The following is a 16,740-nucleotide window of genomic DNA, read 5'->3' as shown; positions in this document are numbered from 1 at the left end:
GCTGCCCGGAACGCGAGCCCGCCTGTCGGACGTCGATAGGGTTTGCGCGGACAGGGAGGCACGGGGTGAACATGCAGCGGAGCGACGGCACGGTCGTCGGTGGCCGCTATCTGCTGACCTCGCGGATCGCCGGTGGTGGCATGGGCGAGGTATGGCGGGCCACCGACGAAGTGCTGGAGCGCCCGGTGGCGATCAAGCTGCTGCGGGCCTCGCTGACCGACGACCCGGCGTTCCTCGCGCGGTTCCGGGTCGAGGCGCGTAACGCCGCCAAGCTCAGTCACGGCAATATCGCCCAGGTCCACGACTACGGGGAGGACCACGGCACCGCGTTCCTGGTGCTCGAGCTGGTCGACGGCCGGCCGCTGTCGCAGATCATCGCCGAGGAAGCGCCGCTGGCGGAGGTGGACGCGGTGCACCTGCTGGTGCAGGCCGCGACCGCACTGCACGCGGCGCACACCAAGGGCATCGTGCACCGCGACGTGAAGCCGGCCAACATCGTGGTGGACGACGAATCCACCGCCAAACTGACCGATTTCGGCATCGCCCGCGCGCTCGACGCGTCCTCGATGACCCGCGCCGGTGAGGTGATGGGCACCCCGCAATACCTCGCGCCGGAGGCCGCGATCGGCAAGGAGGCGACGCCGCAATCGGACGTCTACTCACTCGGGATCGTCGCCTACGAACTCCTCGTCGGCCGGCTGCCCTACTCGTCGGACACCGCGGTCGGCTTCGCCCTGGCGCACGTCAACGAACCGGTGCCCAACCTGCCACCGACGGTGAGTGCACCGCTGCGCGAGGTGGTCGAGGCGGCGATGTCGAAGCGCCCTGACGAGCGGCCGCTCGGGGGCACCGATTTCGCCAGGCGGTTGCAGGAGGCACTTGCGGCGACCCCGGTCTCGAATCTCGCGCCGGTGCGGGTGGCGCACCTTCCGCTGCCGCTCGGTGCCGCGGAAACGGCAACGGTGCCCGCGGAGGCGCCGGAGCCGGAAGGCAATCCGCCCGACGACAGCCCGCCCCCGGTTCGAGCGCTGACCCGCGGGCAGAATTCGGTGCTGTCCACCCATCGGCTCACCGTGCAGGTCGAGGCCGCCGGTGACCCGCAGGTCGATCTCATTGCCTGCGAACTCGACGCCCGGGGACGGGCCGTCGGCGAACACGGGCTTGTGTTCTACAACCAGCCCGTCTCCGGCGATGGGGTTGTCCGGCTGACCGCGGCCGGGCGGATCGAACTCGACACCGCTGCGCTCGCCGAGCAGGTGCAGTCGGTGGCGGTCGGCGTCGCCATCGATCCGCCCGACACACTGGCCGCTCTCGCCGGGCTGCGGGCGACCGTCACCGGGTCTGGCACCGATCAGTCCGAAACCTTCCATCTGTCGGCCGAACTCGGCGACGAACGGGCCGCCCTGCTGGTGCAGGTCTATCGGCGCGGCGACGGCTGGAAGGTGCGCAATGTGTCGGCCGGCTGGAACGCGGGACTCGCCGCGCTCGTCGGTTCGTTCGGCATCGAGGTCGACGGGCCGGTTGACTGACCCATTCGCCCGCGGTTGCTGGAAGGATGGACGCATGGTCACCTCAGGCAATCCCGAATCACCGAATCCGATGGTCGCCCGTGACAAGGCCGCCGCCGAAATCGACATCGATCAGGACGTCGACATCCTGCCCGGTCCGGCCGAGGACGAAGGTCCGATGCCGCAGCTGCACGACTCGGCCTTCCATCCGCCGAAGGTCGGCGACGGCCTCGACGAGCAAGAGCTGGAAGCCGACCTCAAGGACGAGTGAGGATCGGCCGACAGCTCACCGCATCGGCTGAAAACGCCTCAGCCGCAACGAATTGAGCACCACGAACACCGACGAGAACGCCATCGCGAAACCGGCCGCCATCGGCCCGAGCCGGCCGCTCATCGCCAGCGGGATCGCGGCCACGTTGTAGCCGAATGCCCACACCAGGTTGGACTTGATCGTCCGCAGCGTGCTGCGCGACAGACGGATCGCGTCGGCCGCGCCGAGCAGATCGCCCCGCACGATCGTCAGGTCGCTCGCCTCGATCGCGACGTCGGTGCCGGTGCCCATCGCGATGCCGAGATCGGCCTGCGCCAGCGCGGCCGCGTCATTGACACCGTCGCCGACCATCGCCACCGCCCGGCCCTGATCCTGCAACTGCTGCACCACCGCCGCCTTGTCGGCGGGAAGCACCCCGGCGATCACCTCATCGATGTCGACCCGGTCGGCGACCGCTCGCGCAACCGTCTCGTTGTCACCGGTCAGCAGCACCGGTCGCAACCCGAGCGCGCGGAGCTTGCCGACCGCTTCGGCCGAGGTCGGCTTGATCCGGTCCTCGACTGCAACCAGCCCGCGGGCGGCGCCGTCCCAGCCCACAGCGACGACCGTCGCGCCGGCGCGCTCTGCGTCATACATCTGTTGTTGGAGGACGTCGGGGAGCTCAATCGACCAGTCCTGCAACAGTTTCGGCCGCCCGACGACGACGGCGTGGCCGTCGACGACGCCGCTGACTCCGAGCCCGGCGGTGTCCGAGAACGACTCGGCCACGGCAAGCGGCGCCACCTCGGCGGCAGCCTTCGCGATGGCCTGCGCGATCGGATGTGCCGACCCGTGCTCGAGCGCACCGGCGAGCGCCAGCACCCGGTCACGGCTCTCCCCGGCAGCGGGTATGACGTCGGCCACGCCCATCCGGCCCGTCGTGACCGTCCCGGTCTTGTCGAGCAGCACGGTGTCGACGGTGCGGGTGTTCTCCAGCACCTCCGGGCCCTTGATCAGCAGGCCGAGCTGCGCGCCACGACCGCTGCCGACCAGCAGGGCGGTCGGGGTCGCCAGGCCGAGCGCGCACGGGCAGGCGATCACCAGCACCGCGACCGCCGCAGTGAAGGCAGTGACCGTCGACCCGCCGAAGACCAGCCAGCCGGCGAAGGTGAGCGCGGCGAGCACGAGCACGACCGGCACGAAGACCGCCGACACCCGGTCCGCGAGCCGCTGCACCTGCGCCTTGCCGGCCTGCGCCTGCTCGACGAGCCGGCCGAGTTGCGCTAGCGCGGTGTCGGCACCCACCCGCGTCGCCCGGACGACCAGCCGACCTCCGACGTTGACCGCGCCGCCGGTCACCGCGGACCCGGGCTGCACCTCCGCGGGCACCGACTCCCCGGTCATCGCCGAGTTGTCGACCACCGAGGTGCCCTGCTCCACCTCGCCGTCGGCCGCGATCTTCTCGCCGGGCCGCACGACGAAGAGGTCACCAACGGCCAAGTCCTGCACCGGGATTCGCGTCTCACGACCGTCGCGCAGCACGGCAACGTCCTTGGCACCGAGCTCGAGCAGGGCCCGCAGGGCAGCACCCGCGGTGCGCTTGGACCTGGCTTCCAGGTAGCGCCCGGTCAGCAGGAACGCGGTGACGCCGGCGGCGGCCTCGAGATAGATGGTGCTGGAGCCCTCACCGGGTGAGGTGGTGAGGGAGAAGTCGTGCCGCATCCCGGGCATGCCCGCGTCCCCGAAGAAGAGTGCGTCGAGGGACCAGCCGAAGGCGGCCAGCGTGCCGAGGCTGACCAGCGTGTCCATCGTGGTGGCGCGGTGGCGCAGGTTGGTCCAGGCCGCCTTGTGGAAGGGCCAACCGCCCCAGACCACAACCGGCGCCGCGAGCACGAGCGACAGCCACTGCCAGTTGCGAAACTGCCACGCCGGCACCATCGCCAGCACGATCACCGGTGCGGCGAGCAGCCAACTGACGATCATCCGCTCGCGAAGCGGCTGGGTTTCGTCGGGCGCGGTGTCGGCGTCGTCCCCGACGGGGACGGTCGCCGGTTGGTGGGGGCTTGCGTCATACCCGGCGGCACGCACGACCTGCAGCAAATCGTCGGTCGAGACCGAAGCCGGGTGGGAGACGGTGGCGCGCTCGGTCGCGAAGTTGACGCTGGCATCGACACCATCGAGCTTGCGCAGCTTCTTTTCGATGCGGGCCGCACAGGACGCGCAGGTCATGCCCGTCACGTCGAGCAGCGTCTCGCGGTCTTCCGGCCGGGTTTGCGTCGTCTCCATGGGTAGCCACCTCCGTTCGACGCCAACTATACCCCCCATGGGTATATTCCAATTTGGCCGGACATTTCTTGTCTACGCTGGAACCCATGTCTCAGGCCGAGCAGATCCTGACCGCCCTCGGCGGCGCCGACAACATCGCCGACGTGCAGGCGTGCGTCACCCGTGTCCGCGCCGAGGTCGAGGACCCCGCCAGGGTCGACGATCTCGCGCTCACCGAGGCGGGTGCGATCAGCGTCATCACCCAGGGTCAGGTCGTGCACGTCGTGGTCGGCGCGGATGCCGATGCGCTCGCCGACGACATCGAAGACCTCATGTGACCACACCCACGCTCCTCTGCCCGTATGACGGGAGCGTCGTGCCGCTCGGCGACGTCCCCGATCCGGTGCTCTCGCAAGGAATTCTCGGCGGCTCGCTCGCGCTCGACCCGCAGCGACATCCCGGCACCGCGCTGGCCCCGACCGGCGGCACGGTGCACACCCGGCACTCGCACGCGCTGATCGTCCGACCGCCCGTCGGCCCCGCGGTGCTGCTGCACCTGGGCGTCGACACGGTGCGGTTGCGCGGTGCCGGCTTCCGGCCCCTGGTCGAGATCGGCGATGTCGTGGCCGCCGGTGACGCGGTCATCGAGTGGGACCCGGCTTTCGTTGCCGGCCAAGGTCATTCGCCGATGGTCGTGATCGCGTTGCTCGACACCCCGCCGGGCGCACTCCCGGTGCGCAGTGGTCCCTATCGGGCCGGTGACCCGCTGATCGTCCGCACGGCCCGCCCCTCCTAAGCTGCGAGCCGTGACCGACGCGAGCAACACCCCTCACGCCTACTACCTGCCGATCTCCCCCGGCGTCTACCAGCCGACGATCCACGTGCAGGGCGCGTGGCAGGACACCGAGCAGCACATGGCGCCGATCAGCGGACTGATCACCCACGAGCTCGCGACGCACGAGCCGCGCGACGACATGCAGATCGGGCGGCTGACCTTCGAGATCCTCGGGATGATCCCGTTGCAGGAGAGCACGATCCGGGTCCAGACGATCCGGCCCGGCCGCACCATCGAACTGCTCGAGGCGACGCTGGAGATCGGCGGCCGGGCGATCATCCGGGCCCGTGCGTGGCGGCTGGCCAGGAGTGACATGAGTGACCTCGCGGGTCTGGAGCTGCCCGCCATGCCGCAGCCGGCCGAGTGCGAGCCGCTCGACGGGACCGAGGAGTGGCCGGGTGGCTACATCGCGTCGCTGTCGATCGACGCCGCACCGGGCGGGCGCGAGGGGCGCCGGCAGGCGTGGGTCAGGAGCGGCTGCCGCCTCATCGAAGGCGTCGATGCGGACCCGCTGGCGTCATACGTGATGCTGGTCGACACCGCCAACGGCATCGCGACGCGGGTGCGGCCGACCGAGTTGATGTTCCCGAACGTCGACCTGTCACTTCACCTGTTGCGTCAGCCCGACCCCGCGCTCGTCGGGCTCGACACCTCCGTCAGCTTCGGCCCCGACGGTCTCGGCCTCACCTCGACCGTGCTGAACGACGTCAACGGCCCGGTCGGGCGTGCCGAGCAGTGCCTCACGGTGCGGCACTTCCCGACGAAGTAGCCCACGCAACGGCCGCCGACGCAGCACCCGCCAGGCGGCGAGCAGCACCGCGGCATACAGCACGCCGGCGATCTCGTCGGTGACGTAGTGCTCGCCGGAGTAGACCAGCGTGAAGGCCATCAGTGCCGGGTAGAGCAGCAACAGCGGCCGCACCCACCGGCGCACGCTGAACCAGAAGAACCCGGCGACGAGCGTCGCGGTCGCCATGTGCAGCGACGGCATCGCAGCGACCGGGTTGGAGCGGGCCTGGCCGTCGCTCAGCACTTGACCGGCGCCGTGGAAGCCGAGCCAGGACCAACCCTGCCCGGAGATCCGCAGCACGTCCGGGCCGGGGATGTAGCCCTGGGCGGACGCGAGCCACGGCGGGCTCATCGGGAAGAGGAAGTAGGTCGTCAGGCCGGCGACCGCGAGGGCGATCAGCAGCTTCACCCAGACCCGGAACTTGTCGCGAGCCCAGATCCACAGCGCGGCCGCGACGACCGGCGACACCACGAAATGGCTGACGTAGCAAAGGGTTACGAAGACCGACCACCACGGCGCGGTCTGCAGGTTGGCGTGCAGGTGCTCCTGCAACCACTGGCTCGGCAGCTGCCCGCCGAAGAGCCACTTGTCGACGTCGACCGGCATAGTGACGTGCAGCGGCATACCGAGCTCGTTGCGGGCGCCCTCTGCGGGGAAGCCGGCCCGCTGCGGTCCGTCGAAGTGCGACGCCGCGCCGTAGCTGTAGTCGTAGGCGAGCAGGATGCCCTGGAACGGCAGCCAATCGAGCATCATCCGGCCCCACGCACGCCAGCCCTTGCCGATGCACAGCACGCTGAGTCCGGCGACGATCCAGAGGGTCAGCCCCACCCGGTCGAGCGGCACGCCGACGAAGATGATGTAAAGCAGAAGGACCCCGAGGTATGCCGCGACGACCGCACGGCGGATCACCACCCAGGACAGACCGGCCACGCCGACCGGCGTGACGCGACTTTCCCCCGAGGCAACCATTCGGTAAATAATAGGCAACGAGCGGGTGGCCGGGCTGACCGCCATCCGATTTCACCGGGCGCCGCAGCAGCCACAGGTGACGCATGGCCCGGCACGTGGCAGGCTTTCGGCAGACAGCAATCACCCGGGTGACAGTGCACGGGTGCGGCACGGACGGAGAGATCAGCAGATGGGTTCGATCGCCTGGAAGGTGCTCGCGACGGTGTCGGGCATCGTGGCCGGCAAGGCCGCCACCAAGCTCACCGCGTCCGGCTGGAAGGCCGCCACCGGTGGCCGGCCACCGGTCGGCAAGCACGACCCCGAGCACAGCGCTGCGCAGATCGCGGTCTTCACCATCGTCTCGACCGCAGTAGCCGGCGCCTTCAAGGCGTTCGCCGAGCGCAAGGCCGCCGACTTCTACACCAAGTCGTCCGGCACACTGCCGCCGCCGGTGCTCAAGCAGCAGCAGAAGGCGGCCGACAAGGCCGCCAAGAAGGCCTGACAAGTCCGCGCGACTCGCCAGCATCTCCGGTGAGCAGTTAGCCTCACCTTATGAACGAAGCGACGCCCACCGGTTCTGCGGTGCGTGGTGCGTCGAAGGCGGCCACGGCCTGCACCGACAGTGCCCGTGACGGGGACGTGCAGAGTCTGACGTCGTATGTCGATGCGGGCGTGCCGGTCGATCAGACCGACTCGTGCGGCAACACACTGCTGATGCTCGCCGCCTACCACGGCCACGCCGGCGCGGTGAAGGCACTGCTGGAGCGCGGCGCCGACGCCAACCGGCTCAACGACCGCGGCCAGTCGCCGCTCGCCGGCGCGGTCTTCAAGGGCGAGGACACGATCGTGTGGCTCCTGCTCGACGCTGGTGCCGACGTCGACGCCGGCTCACCGTCGGCCGCGGCGACTGCCGAACTCTTCGGCCGCGGCGACCTGCTGCGCTGACCGACCCGCCGGCCGAGCTGCCGATCACTCCGGCCACGGCGTCCCCGCGCCCTCAATCTCCTCGAACGCCAGCCAGGTGCGCGTGCCGATGATGCCCGGGATCGCCTGAATCCGCTCCAGCACCAGGGTGCGCAGCGCGAGATTGTCCGGCGCGTGGGCGCGCAGGATCACGTCGAATTCGGCACCGAGCAACGCGATCGTGTCGACATACTCCAACTGCGCGAGCGCCGCGGAGACCTGGCGCCAGGTGTTCTGCTCGATGTTCAGCGCGATGTATGCCGTGGTGTCCAGCCCCGCAAGGTGTGGCTTGACGCGCGTCGTATAGCCGGCGATCACACCGTCGTCGGTGAGCCGCTGTAAGCGGGCGTAGGCACCGGCCCGGGACAGGTGTAGTCGTTCGGCGAGCGCGCGCACCGACAGGCGCGCGTCGTTCACCAATGCTCCGAGGATGCGCCGGTCGGTGTCGTCCAGGGCGCGGGGTGGCCGGGGTGGCGCCGACTGTCCATCGGCGACTCGAGTCTTCGCTTGATTCCTGGACTTTTGGCTTGGCACAACCCGATTCTGACACCAACCATCCGGCATTTCCCGGTTCAATTGAGCAATATGGCTCAATCACGCGACACTGGTGTGATGGAGACCACAGCTCAGGCCGCAACCGACGCGCTGCTGCCGTCGGCACGCCCGGTGCAACTGCTCGACCCGAGCGGCACCGAGGTGCCCCAAGCCGGCACTGCCCGCGACTACGTGATGCCCAGCGCCGCCCGCCTGCGTGAGGTCTGGCGCGCGATGGTGATCGGCCGCCGCTTCGACATCCAGGCAACCGCGCTGACCAAGCAGGGTCGGCTCGCGGTCTACCCGAGCTCCCGCGGCCAGGAGGCCTGCCAGGTCGGGGCGACCTTGTCGGTGCGCGCAAGTGACTGGGTCTTCCCCACCTATCGGGAGTCGATGGCCCTGGTGACCCGCGGGATCGACCCGGTCGAGGTGTTGTCCCTGTTACGCGGGGACAGCCACTGCGGCTACGACCCGATTGCCACCCACACCGCGCCGCAGTGCACCCCGCTGTCGACCCAGCTGGTGCACGCGGCCGGCGCGGCATACGGCGAGCAGCGGCGTGGTCGCGACAGTGTGGCGTTGGCCTTCATCGGCGACGGCGCGACGAGCGAGGGCGACTTCCACGAGGCGCTCAACTTCGCGGCGGTCTTCGAGTCGCCGACGATCTTCTTCGTGCAGAACAACAAGTACGCGATCAGCGTGCCACTCTCCAAGCAGACCAAGGCTCCGTCGCTGGCCTACAAGGGGATTGGGTATGGCGTGCCCGCCGAGCAGGTCGACGGCAACGACCCGGCCGCGGTGCTCGCGGTGATGGATGTGGCGCTGGAACACGCCCGCTCCGGTAAGGGGCCGTTCCTCATCGAGGCGCATACCTACCGGCTGGACGCGCACACCAACGCCGACGACGCGACGCGTTACCGGTCCTCGGACGAAGTGACGACATGGCTCGACCGCGACCCGATCGCCCGCGTGGAGGCGTGGCTCAAGGCGCATGGTGAGCTCAACGACGACGTCGTGGCGGCAACCAACGCAGAGGCCGAGGCGCGCGCGTCGGAGCTGCGTGACCGGATGAATGCCGAGCCAAAGGTTGAGCCGATGTCGTTGTTCGACAACGTGTTTGCCGAGCCGACAGCGCAATTGGAGCAGGCCCGTGCGATGGTGCAGGCCGAGCTCGACGCGGAGGCCACGGCATGACCACCGCACGACCGGTCACCATGGGTGCCGCGCTCAACACCGCACTCCGCGACAGCCTGCGAGATGATGACGACGTGCTCGTCTTCGGCGAGGACGTCGGCACGCTCGGCGGTGTCTTCCGCATCACCGACGGACTCGCGGCCGACTTCGGCGAGGACCGTTGCTTCGACACCCCGCTGGCCGAGGCCGGCATCGTGGGCTTCGCAATCGGCATGTGCCTCACCGGTTTTCGTCCCGTCGTGGAGATGCAGTTCGACGCGTTCGCCTATCCGGCGTTCGAGCAGATCACCTCGCATGTCGCCAAGATGCGCAACCGCACCTCCGGCCGGGTCGGGCTGCCGATGGTCATCCGGGTGCCCTACGCCGGCGGCATCGGCGGTGTCGAGCACCACTGCGACTCCAGCGAGGGCTACTACGCGCACACGCCGGGCCTCAAGGTCGTCACCCCGTCCGACGCGGCGGACGGCTACAGCCTCTTGCGGGAGGCGATCGACGACCCGGACCCAGTGATCTTCATGGAGCCCAAGGCGCTCTACTGGTCCAAGCAGGACGTCGAACTCCCCTCTCGGCAGCCGGCTTTCGGCAAGGCAGTCGTCCGGCGCAGGGGCACCGACGTCACGCTCGTGACCTACGGCCCGTCGGTGCCGATGGCGCTCAAGGCGGCCGATGCTGCTGCGGAGGAGGGCTGGAGCGTCGAGGTAGTCGACCTGCGCACGATCGTGCCGTTCGACGATCAGACCGTAATGGAGTCCGTGGCGCGCACCGGCCGCTGCATCGTGGTGTCCGAGGCCCAGGGCTTCGCCGGAGTCTCCGGAGAGGTCGCGGCCCGGGTGAGCGAGCGATGCTTCCACTCGCTCCACGCCCCGGTGCTGCGCGTCAGCGGTCTCGAAATCCCTTATCCAGCACCGATGTTGGAGAAGGTGCACCTGCCCGGCGTGGAGCGCGTGCTCGATGCGATCGCCCGGCTGCAGTGGGACGACCAACCCGACCTGACGTATGCCGGTGGTGCGCTCTGATGGCCGAGCAGACTTTCAACCTGCCCGATCTCGGCGAGGGCCTGACCGAGGCCGAGGTCGTCGAATGGCTCGTAGGCGACGGTGACGAGGTCGTCGTCGACCAGCACGTGGTCGTGGTCGAGACGGCAAAGGCCACTGTCGAGGTGCCCTGCCCGTATGCCGGCAAGGTCAGCCGCCGGCATGGTTGCGAGGGCGACGTGGTCGCGGTCGGCTCGCCCCTGGTCACGGTCACGCAGGGTGGCGCCGACGCGGGCCCGGACGACGCGCAGCCCGACGCCGCATCCGCCGATGAGTCGGGTTCCGGCGCGGTGCTGATCGGCTACGGCACCGCACACGAGCGCACCGCACCCTCCAGCGGCCGGCGCGCAGCACGAGCGGCCGCCCGCGCCACCCGCGCCATGCACTCCACCCACCCGCCAGTGGCGGCTGCCACGCCGAAGGTGATCTCGCCGATCGTGCGCAAACTTGCCGCCGACCGCGGGATCGACCTGCAGTCCGTCCAGCCCGGCCCGGGCGGCGTGATCCGCCGGGCCGACCTGGACGTGGCTGCCGTGGATGGGGCGACCGCGCCGGCAGCTGCGCCGGCACCCGCGCCTAAACCCGCGCCTAACGCCGCGGCTGCCGCGGTCGCGGCTCCCGTCATACCGACGACTGGGGAGGAGCGAGTGCCGCTGACCGGGATTCGCCGCGCCGTCGCCGACAAGCTCAGCCAGTCCCGCCGCGAGATCCCGGACGCGACCACCTGGGTCGACGCCGACGCGACCGGCCTGGTCGAGGCACGCCGGACGATCGGTCTGGAACGCGCCGGCATCCTCGCGCTGCTGGGTCGCATCTGCGTCGCCGGTCTGCACCGTTTCCCGGAGCTCAACTCCTCAGTCGACACCGAACGCGCGGAGATCGTGCGGCACGGCGCGGTCAACCTCGGGTTCGCCGCCGACTCGCCTCGGGGTCTCGTCGTCCCCGTCATACCCAACGCAAACCGCCTCACCACCCGCGAACTCGCTTCTCGGATGGGCGAACTCGTCGATGGTGCCAGAGAGGGCACGCTGAAGCCGGCGGATCTGACCGGCGGGACGTTCACGTTGAACAACTACGGCGTTTTCGGGGTCGACGGCAGCACCCCGATCATCAACCACCCGGAGGCCGCGATGCTCGGCGTCGGTCGGATCATCGACCGGCCATGGGTGGTCGACGGTGAGCTGACTGTCCGCAAGGTCGTACAGCTGGGGCTGAGCTTCGACCACCGGGTCTGCGACGGCGGTGTCGCGGGCGGTTTCCTGCGCTTCGTGGCCGATGCGGTCGAGCGTCCGCTGCAACTGCTCGGCGACGTCTGAGCACCGGCCACGTAAACTGCCGCCCGTGGAGTCCAGCGCACGGGAGGCACGATGAAGCAGGGGATGCGTCGCACGGCCGCGGGCATTGCGGCCGGCGCCGTCATGGTCACCGTCGTCGCCGGCTGCGGTGACCGCGTGGTGAAGAAGGGCGATCTGCAGTCCCAGGTGAAGGAAAAGGTCGTCGCGGTGTCGCCCGGGCAAAAGGTCGGCGACGTCAAGTGCAAGGACGACCTGAAGGCCAAGGTCAACGCCACGACGACCTGCACCGTGGACATGGCCGGCACCGAGCGCAAGGTCACCGTGAAGGTCAACCAGGTGGACGGCAACACCGTCCGTTACAACATCGCCAAGGACGGCTGGTGACCTGCCAGGTCTGCACGAGGGTATGGCGCAAGGGCAGTCCCGCCGAGACCGACGTCCCGCTCGACCAGGTCGGTGAACTCCTCCAGCAGCCGGACGCCTGCACGTGGGTCGACCTGCTCGATCCGCAAGGTGACGACCTGCGCAAACTCGCCGACGAGATCGGCCTGGACCCCCACACGGTCGAGGACGCACTGACCCGCAACGAGCGTCCCAAAGCGGTCCGTTTCAAGTCCTACTTCTTCATCACTGCGTTCACCGTGAGCGGGATGGCGCAGGACAACCAGGTGCACCGCATCTCGATGATTCTGCTGCCGCACGGTCTGGTCACCGTGCGACTGGGCGGCGCGTTCCCGGCCGAGGACGTGGTGCAAAACCTTGAAGACGACTCGGACCTCATGGCATTGGGGCCAAAAGGTCTTCTGCACGGGATGCTGGACGCGATCGTTGACGGCTACTTCGACGCCATTTCGCAGATCGATGACCAAGTCGATGCGCTGGAGAGCGGGCTGTTCGACGAAAACCATGCCGGCAAGGACGTCGCGCGCAAGGCGTTCCTGCTGCACAAGGACGTCGGGCGGCTGCGTCGCGTCGTGCTGCCGATGCGCGAGGTCGTCGGCGCGGTGTTGCGTAAGGTGACGACCACCCCTGGGGAGCAAGCGTTGACCCCCTACTACGAGGACCTCTACGACCACACGATGCGGGTCGCCGAGTGGTCGGACTCGCTGCGTGACACCGTCGAGTCGATCCAGGACACCAACCTGGCGCTCGGCGACGCAGCGCTCAACAACATCATGAAGAAGCTCACCTCGTGGGCGGCGATCATCGCGGTGCCGACCGCGATCACCGGCTTCTACGGTCAGAACGTCCCCTACCCGGGCTTCTCGAAGGAGTGGGGCTTCCTACTCAGCATCACGCTGATCATCGTCATCTCGGGAGCGCTCTTCGTCTCCTTCAAGCGCCGAGACTGGCTCTAGCGCAAGCTGATTCGGCGGGCGATCGGCACACCCGGGCGATAGGCCAGGTGCAGATAGGAGGGAGCGTCCAGCACGGTGAGGTCGGCTCGGGCGCCTGGCCGCAGCACGCCGATATCGTCCCGCCGCAAGGCTCGGGCCGCGCCCGCTGTCGCCGCGTGCAGCGCCTGCGCTGGTGACATTCCCATGTCCCGCACCGCGACCGCGATCGCGAACGGGATCGAGCTGGAGTAGCAGGTGCCGGGGTTGCAGTCGCTCGCGAGGGCGAGCGTCACCCCGGCGTCGAGCAACCGGCGCGCGTTGGGGTAGGGCGACCTGGTCGAGAATTCCACACCGGGCAAAAGAGTTGCCACGGTTGATGACTCGGCGAGTGCGTCAATGTCTTCGTCGGACAGAAAGGTGCAATGGTCGACACTGGCCGCACCGAGACGGACGGCCAGCTGCACGCCGGGACCTGGGCCGAGCTGGTTGCCGTGCACCCGCACCTTCAGTCCGGCTTCCTTGCCCGCGGTGAGGATCTGCTCGGATTCGTCTGCGGTGAACGCAAACTCGCTATGCGGCTCGCAAAAGACATCGATCCAGCGCGCGTGGGGCGCGCAGGTCCGCAACATTTCCCCGCACACCAGCTCGACGTATGACGCCCGGGACGCCTCATCGCCCCGGAATTCAGGAGGCACGACGTGCGCACCGAGAAACGTTGTCTCCTCGGTGAATTCGCGGGCGATGCGCAGTGCGCGCGCTTCGTCGGCGACGCTCAGTCCGTAACCGCTCTTGATCTCGACGACACCCGTGCCCTGCGCGCGCATCTCCTCGACGCGGCGCGCGACGAGTGCCCGCAGTTCCTCGTCCGAGGCAGCTCGCGTCGCCTCCATGGACACGGCGATGCCACCCCCGTCATACGGTGTGCCGGTCATGCGGGCCGCGAACTCGGCAGACCGGTCGCCGGCGAAGACGAGATGGCTGTGACTGTCGACGAAGGCCGGGATCAGCGCGCGGCCCTCGAGGTCGTGCCGCTCGTCGGCGTCCGGAGCGTCCTGCGCGCGTCCGACCCAGGCGATGCGCTCACCCTCGGTGACGACGGCTGCGTGCTCGATCACCCCAAGTGGAGACCCGTCGCCGTCGGGGTGGGCCGGGTCGTTGGTGACGAGTTCGGCGATGCCGGTGACGAGGGTGGTGCTCATCGGGGCCCCCGCGAAGTATCGGAGCGAGGCACGAGCGTAGAACTTCGTGGGGTGGTGTTCATCGGGGTCTCCAGAGGTTGTCGATCGCGTCGGTCAGCAGGGCGCCCACGTCGCCGAGTCGGTGCCGCCCGTCGGCGACGATGATCTCGCCGTCGCGGATCACGTCGGTCACGTCAGCCGCGGTGGCGGCGGTGACGACGAATTGCGGTGGCACTCCTGCAAGTCGGGCTGAGGTGAGAGAGATCGCGACCAGGTCGGCGCGGGCGTCTGGGCGAAGGGTGCCGGCGTCGTCCCAGCCGATCGTGTGGTGGGCCGTCGCGGCCGTCAGCAGCTGGTCGGTGCTGATCCGGCCGCGGACGTGCGTGCGCACCCGCTCGTGCGACTCCAGATCGCGGATCTCCTCGAACGGGTCGATGACCGCGTGCTGGTCGGAGCCGAGGCTGAGGGCGGCGCCGCCGTCGAGCAGCTCGCGGCTGGGCCCGAGACCGTCGGCGAGGTCGCGCTCGGTGGTCGGACAGAAGCACGCGGTGCTGCGGGCGGTGCCGAGCAGCCGCACGTCGCGGTCGGTCAGGTGGGTCGCGTGCACCGCGGTGAAGCCGTGGTCGAGCAGCCCGGCCTCAGCCAGCAGCTCGGTGGGCGACCGGCCGTAGAACGCTTGGCATGCTTCGTTTTCCGCCGGTTGCTCCGACACATGCGCGTGCCGGATCGGCCGGTGCTGACCGAAACGGGAGTGCTGGGCAAACTCCTCGAGTTGCGGCCGCGGCACGGCACGCACCGAGTGGACTGCAGTGCCGACGCGGCTGCCGTCGTCCTCCCGCAACGACGAGACCCGCTGCGCCCAGCGTGACACGTCGTGGTCGCCGAAGCGCCGCTGTTCCGGCGCGAGCGGGAGATGCCCGCCGCCGGTGAGCCCGCCGGCCAGATAGCAAGTGTCGAGCAGGGTCAGCCGCACTCCCGCGTCCCGAGCCGCCTGCTGCAGCGCGACGCCCATCGCGTTCGAGTCGTCATATGGCGTCCCGTCGGGATTGTGGTGCACGTAATGGAATTCGCCGACCGAGGTGATCCCGGCGAGCGCCATCTCCGCGTAGGTCGCTCGGGCGAGAGCCAGGTAGTTGTCGGGGTCCAGGCGTTGCGCAGCGTCATACATGACTGTGCGCCACGTCCAGAACGTGCCACCGCCGGCGTGGGTGCGGCCGCGCAGCGCCCGGTGGAACGCATGGCTGTGGCAGTTGGCGAAGCCCGGCAGCACGACTCCGGCAAGCCGGTGCGCGTCGCCCTGCGGTGAGTCCGGCGTCACTGACCGGAAGAAGCCATCCTCGATCTCGAACCGGACGTTGCGCGCCAAACCATCTGGCAGAAGGGCATATTCGGCCCAGTATGACGTCACGACGTCAACTCTCGCACGACGGTGGTGAGCGCGTCGACGCCGCGCAGGCAGTCGTCTCGCTCGGCGAACTCCTCGGGCGAGTGGGACACCCCGGTCGGGTTGCGCACGAAGAGCATCGCGCTCGGGATGCCGGCGGTGGCAAGCACCCCGGCGTCGTGACCGGCACCGGTGCCGAGCATCGGCGTCTGCGGGTCGAGGGCGTCGCGCAGCCGGAGCGCCAGGTCGCCGTCGAAGCGGGTGGTGCCGGTCCAGGACTCCTCGGTCAGGGTGCCACCCAAGCGCTCCGCCTCGCGGCGCACGGCGTCGACGGTTGCCCGGACGGCGGCTTCGTCGGCGCCACGCGCATCCAGCCACACCCGCACGTGGGACGGGATGGCGTTGACGCCGCCGGGTTCGACCTGCAGCTTGCCGGTCGTCGCGACGCAGCCGTTCGCGGTGGCGGCGGCACGCGCGCCGAGCACCACCTGCGCGGCGGACAGCATGGCGTCGCTGCGATCGGCCAGCGCCGTCGTCCCGGCGTGGTTGGCGACCCCTGGCAGGTCGATCCGCCACCGGCCGTGCGGCCAGATGTCGGTGCCGACCGCGACTGCCGACGTGGCCGGGTCCAGGTCGGCGAGGACCCGGCCCTGCTCGACGTGCAGCTCGACGAAACTGCCCACCCGACGCAGGGTTTCGTCGTCTCGGCCGATCCGCGACGGCTCCCGGCCGGCCGCGCGCAGTGCTTGCGCCATCGAGATGCCGTCGGCATCGGTCAGCGACAGGGCCCGGTCCGCGGTCATCGCGCCGGTGATCACCCGCGAGCCGGCGCAGGCCACCCCGAAGCGGGCGCCCTCCTCATCGCCGAAGTTGACGACGGCGATCGGCCGCGCCGGCCGAAAGCCGCTGTCCCGCAACGCATCCACCGCTGCGAGCGAGGAAACCACGCCGAGCGGGCCGTCATAGGCGCCGCCGTCCGGGACCGAGTCGAGGTGGGAGCCGATCGCCAAGCCCCGCCCCTCGGCGTCGGGGTCGCCCCACCACGCCCACTGGTTGCCCATCCGGTCCTCGACCAGGTCGAGGCCGCGTGCCGCGCACTCGCCTGCGAACCACTCCCGCAGGGTGTGGTCCTCGGCGGTCCAGGCGAAGCGGCGGTAGCCGCCGTTGCCGACCCGACCGACGGGGTCGAGTGCGCCCCACATCCGGTCGAATTCGCTGCTCACGG

General features: G+C 69.6%; 17 protein-coding genes and 1 pseudogene. 12 read left to right on the top strand and 6 right to left on the bottom strand.

Going from position 1 to position 16,740, the window contains the following annotated elements:
- Positions 1-71 precede the first annotated feature (71 nt).
- A complete protein-coding gene (locus N2M23_RS02500) occupies positions 72-1,529 on the top strand; it encodes a protein kinase domain-containing protein (RefSeq protein ID WP_265443877.1) in 1,458 nt (485 codons plus the stop codon).
- 34 nt (positions 1,530-1,563) lie between these two features.
- On the top strand, positions 1,564-1,779 hold the full coding sequence (locus N2M23_RS02495; RefSeq protein WP_265443032.1) for a hypothetical protein: 216 nt from the start codon (positions 1,564-1,566) through the stop codon (positions 1,777-1,779).
- Positions 1,780-1,794: 15 nt separating this feature from the next.
- On the opposite strand, the gene N2M23_RS02490 is transcribed toward N2M23_RS02495, so the two are convergent.
- Positions 1,795-4,044: a heavy metal translocating P-type ATPase gene (locus tag N2M23_RS02490; RefSeq protein ID WP_265443030.1), complete on the bottom strand. Its 2,250-nt coding sequence runs from the start codon at positions 4,042-4,044 to the stop codon at positions 1,795-1,797.
- An 86-nt stretch (positions 4,045-4,130) separates the two neighbouring features.
- On the opposite strand from N2M23_RS02490, the gene N2M23_RS02485 reads away from it, so the two are divergent.
- Genes N2M23_RS02485 through N2M23_RS02475 form a run of 3 tightly spaced genes read left to right on the top strand, consistent with a single transcriptional unit; the run spans position 4,131 to position 5,627 of the window.
- Positions 4,131-4,361 (top strand): PTS sugar transporter subunit IIB, encoded by a 231-nt coding sequence (locus tag N2M23_RS02485; protein ID WP_265443029.1) that lies wholly within the window; start codon positions 4,131-4,133, stop codon positions 4,359-4,361.
- Positions 4,358-4,819, top strand: coding sequence for a PTS sugar transporter subunit IIA (locus N2M23_RS02480; protein ID WP_265443028.1), 462 nt, complete (start codon positions 4,358-4,360; stop codon positions 4,817-4,819). Before N2M23_RS02485 ends, N2M23_RS02480 begins: the two co-directional genes overlap by 4 nt.
- Before the next feature lie 10 nt (positions 4,820-4,829).
- On the top strand, positions 4,830-5,627 hold the full coding sequence (locus N2M23_RS02475) for a thioesterase family protein (protein WP_265443026.1): 798 nt from the start codon (positions 4,830-4,832) through the stop codon (positions 5,625-5,627).
- Between the two features lie 36 nt (positions 5,628-5,663).
- Here the strand turns inward: N2M23_RS02475 and N2M23_RS02470 are convergent.
- Positions 5,664-6,254 (bottom strand): annotated as a pseudogene (locus N2M23_RS02470) (phosphatase PAP2 family protein); the annotation flags it as partial.
- A gap of 532 nt (positions 6,255-6,786) precedes the next feature.
- On the opposite strand from N2M23_RS02470, the gene N2M23_RS02465 reads away from it, so the two are divergent.
- Positions 6,787-7,098: a DUF4235 domain-containing protein gene (locus N2M23_RS02465; protein WP_265443025.1), complete on the top strand. Its 312-nt coding sequence runs from the start codon at positions 6,787-6,789 to the stop codon at positions 7,096-7,098.
- A gap of 50 nt (positions 7,099-7,148) precedes the next feature.
- Positions 7,149-7,541, top strand: a complete 393-nt coding sequence (locus N2M23_RS02460) for an ankyrin repeat domain-containing protein (protein ID WP_265443024.1) — start codon at positions 7,149-7,151, stop codon at positions 7,539-7,541.
- Between the two features lie 24 nt (positions 7,542-7,565).
- Here the strand turns inward: N2M23_RS02460 and N2M23_RS02455 are convergent, their stop codons facing one another.
- The gene (locus N2M23_RS02455; RefSeq protein WP_265443022.1) at positions 7,566-8,093 is read right to left on the bottom strand and encodes an Lrp/AsnC family transcriptional regulator; all 528 of its coding nucleotides are present in this window, start codon (positions 8,091-8,093) and stop codon (positions 7,566-7,568) included.
- A 78-nt stretch (positions 8,094-8,171) separates the two neighbouring features.
- Here N2M23_RS02455 and pdhA point away from each other — a divergent pair, with 78 nt between their 5' ends.
- From pdhA to N2M23_RS02430, 5 genes are read left to right on the top strand one after another with little or no spacing between them, the layout of a single operon-like run.
- Positions 8,172-9,287 (top strand): pyruvate dehydrogenase (acetyl-transferring) E1 component subunit alpha, encoded by a 1,116-nt coding sequence (gene pdhA, locus N2M23_RS02450; protein ID WP_265443021.1) that lies wholly within the window; start codon positions 8,172-8,174, stop codon positions 9,285-9,287.
- A complete protein-coding gene (locus N2M23_RS02445; protein ID WP_265443019.1) occupies positions 9,284-10,303 on the top strand; it encodes an alpha-ketoacid dehydrogenase subunit beta in 1,020 nt (339 codons plus the stop codon). The genes pdhA and N2M23_RS02445 overlap by 4 nt, the downstream gene beginning before the upstream one ends.
- The gene (locus N2M23_RS02440) at positions 10,303-11,637 is read left to right on the top strand and encodes a dihydrolipoamide acetyltransferase family protein (protein ID WP_265443017.1); all 1,335 of its coding nucleotides are present in this window, start codon (positions 10,303-10,305) and stop codon (positions 11,635-11,637) included. The genes N2M23_RS02445 and N2M23_RS02440 overlap by 1 nt, the downstream gene beginning before the upstream one ends.
- A 51-nt stretch (positions 11,638-11,688) precedes the next feature.
- Positions 11,689-12,000, top strand: coding sequence for a DUF4333 domain-containing protein (locus N2M23_RS02435; RefSeq protein ID WP_265443015.1), 312 nt, complete (start codon positions 11,689-11,691; stop codon positions 11,998-12,000).
- Positions 11,997-12,974, top strand: coding sequence for a magnesium transporter CorA family protein (locus tag N2M23_RS02430; protein WP_265443014.1), 978 nt, complete (start codon positions 11,997-11,999; stop codon positions 12,972-12,974). The genes N2M23_RS02435 and N2M23_RS02430 overlap by 4 nt, the downstream gene beginning before the upstream one ends.
- On the opposite strand, the gene hutI is transcribed toward N2M23_RS02430, so the two are convergent.
- The 3 genes from hutI to N2M23_RS02415 are packed head-to-tail and all read right to left on the bottom strand — an operon-like array spanning position 12,971 to position 16,738.
- On the bottom strand, positions 12,971-14,152 hold the full coding sequence (hutI, locus tag N2M23_RS02425; RefSeq protein ID WP_265443013.1) for an imidazolonepropionase: 1,182 nt from the start codon (positions 14,150-14,152) through the stop codon (positions 12,971-12,973). The genes N2M23_RS02430 and hutI overlap by 4 nt on opposite strands.
- 58 nt (positions 14,153-14,210) lie before the next feature.
- Positions 14,211-15,539, bottom strand: a complete 1,329-nt coding sequence (locus N2M23_RS02420; RefSeq protein ID WP_265443011.1) for a formimidoylglutamate deiminase — start codon at positions 15,537-15,539, stop codon at positions 14,211-14,213.
- Positions 15,536-16,738, bottom strand: a complete 1,203-nt coding sequence (locus tag N2M23_RS02415) for an allantoate amidohydrolase (RefSeq protein WP_425270174.1) — start codon at positions 16,736-16,738, stop codon at positions 15,536-15,538. Before N2M23_RS02415 ends, N2M23_RS02420 begins: the two co-directional genes overlap by 4 nt.
- Between the last annotated feature and the right edge of the window lie 2 nt (positions 16,739-16,740).

Source organism: Flexivirga meconopsidis, assembly GCF_026162425.1.
Lineage (GTDB): Bacteria > Actinomycetota > Actinomycetes > Actinomycetales > Dermatophilaceae > Flexivirga > Flexivirga meconopsidis.
This window is presented reverse-complemented; position numbering and strand designations above follow the sequence as displayed.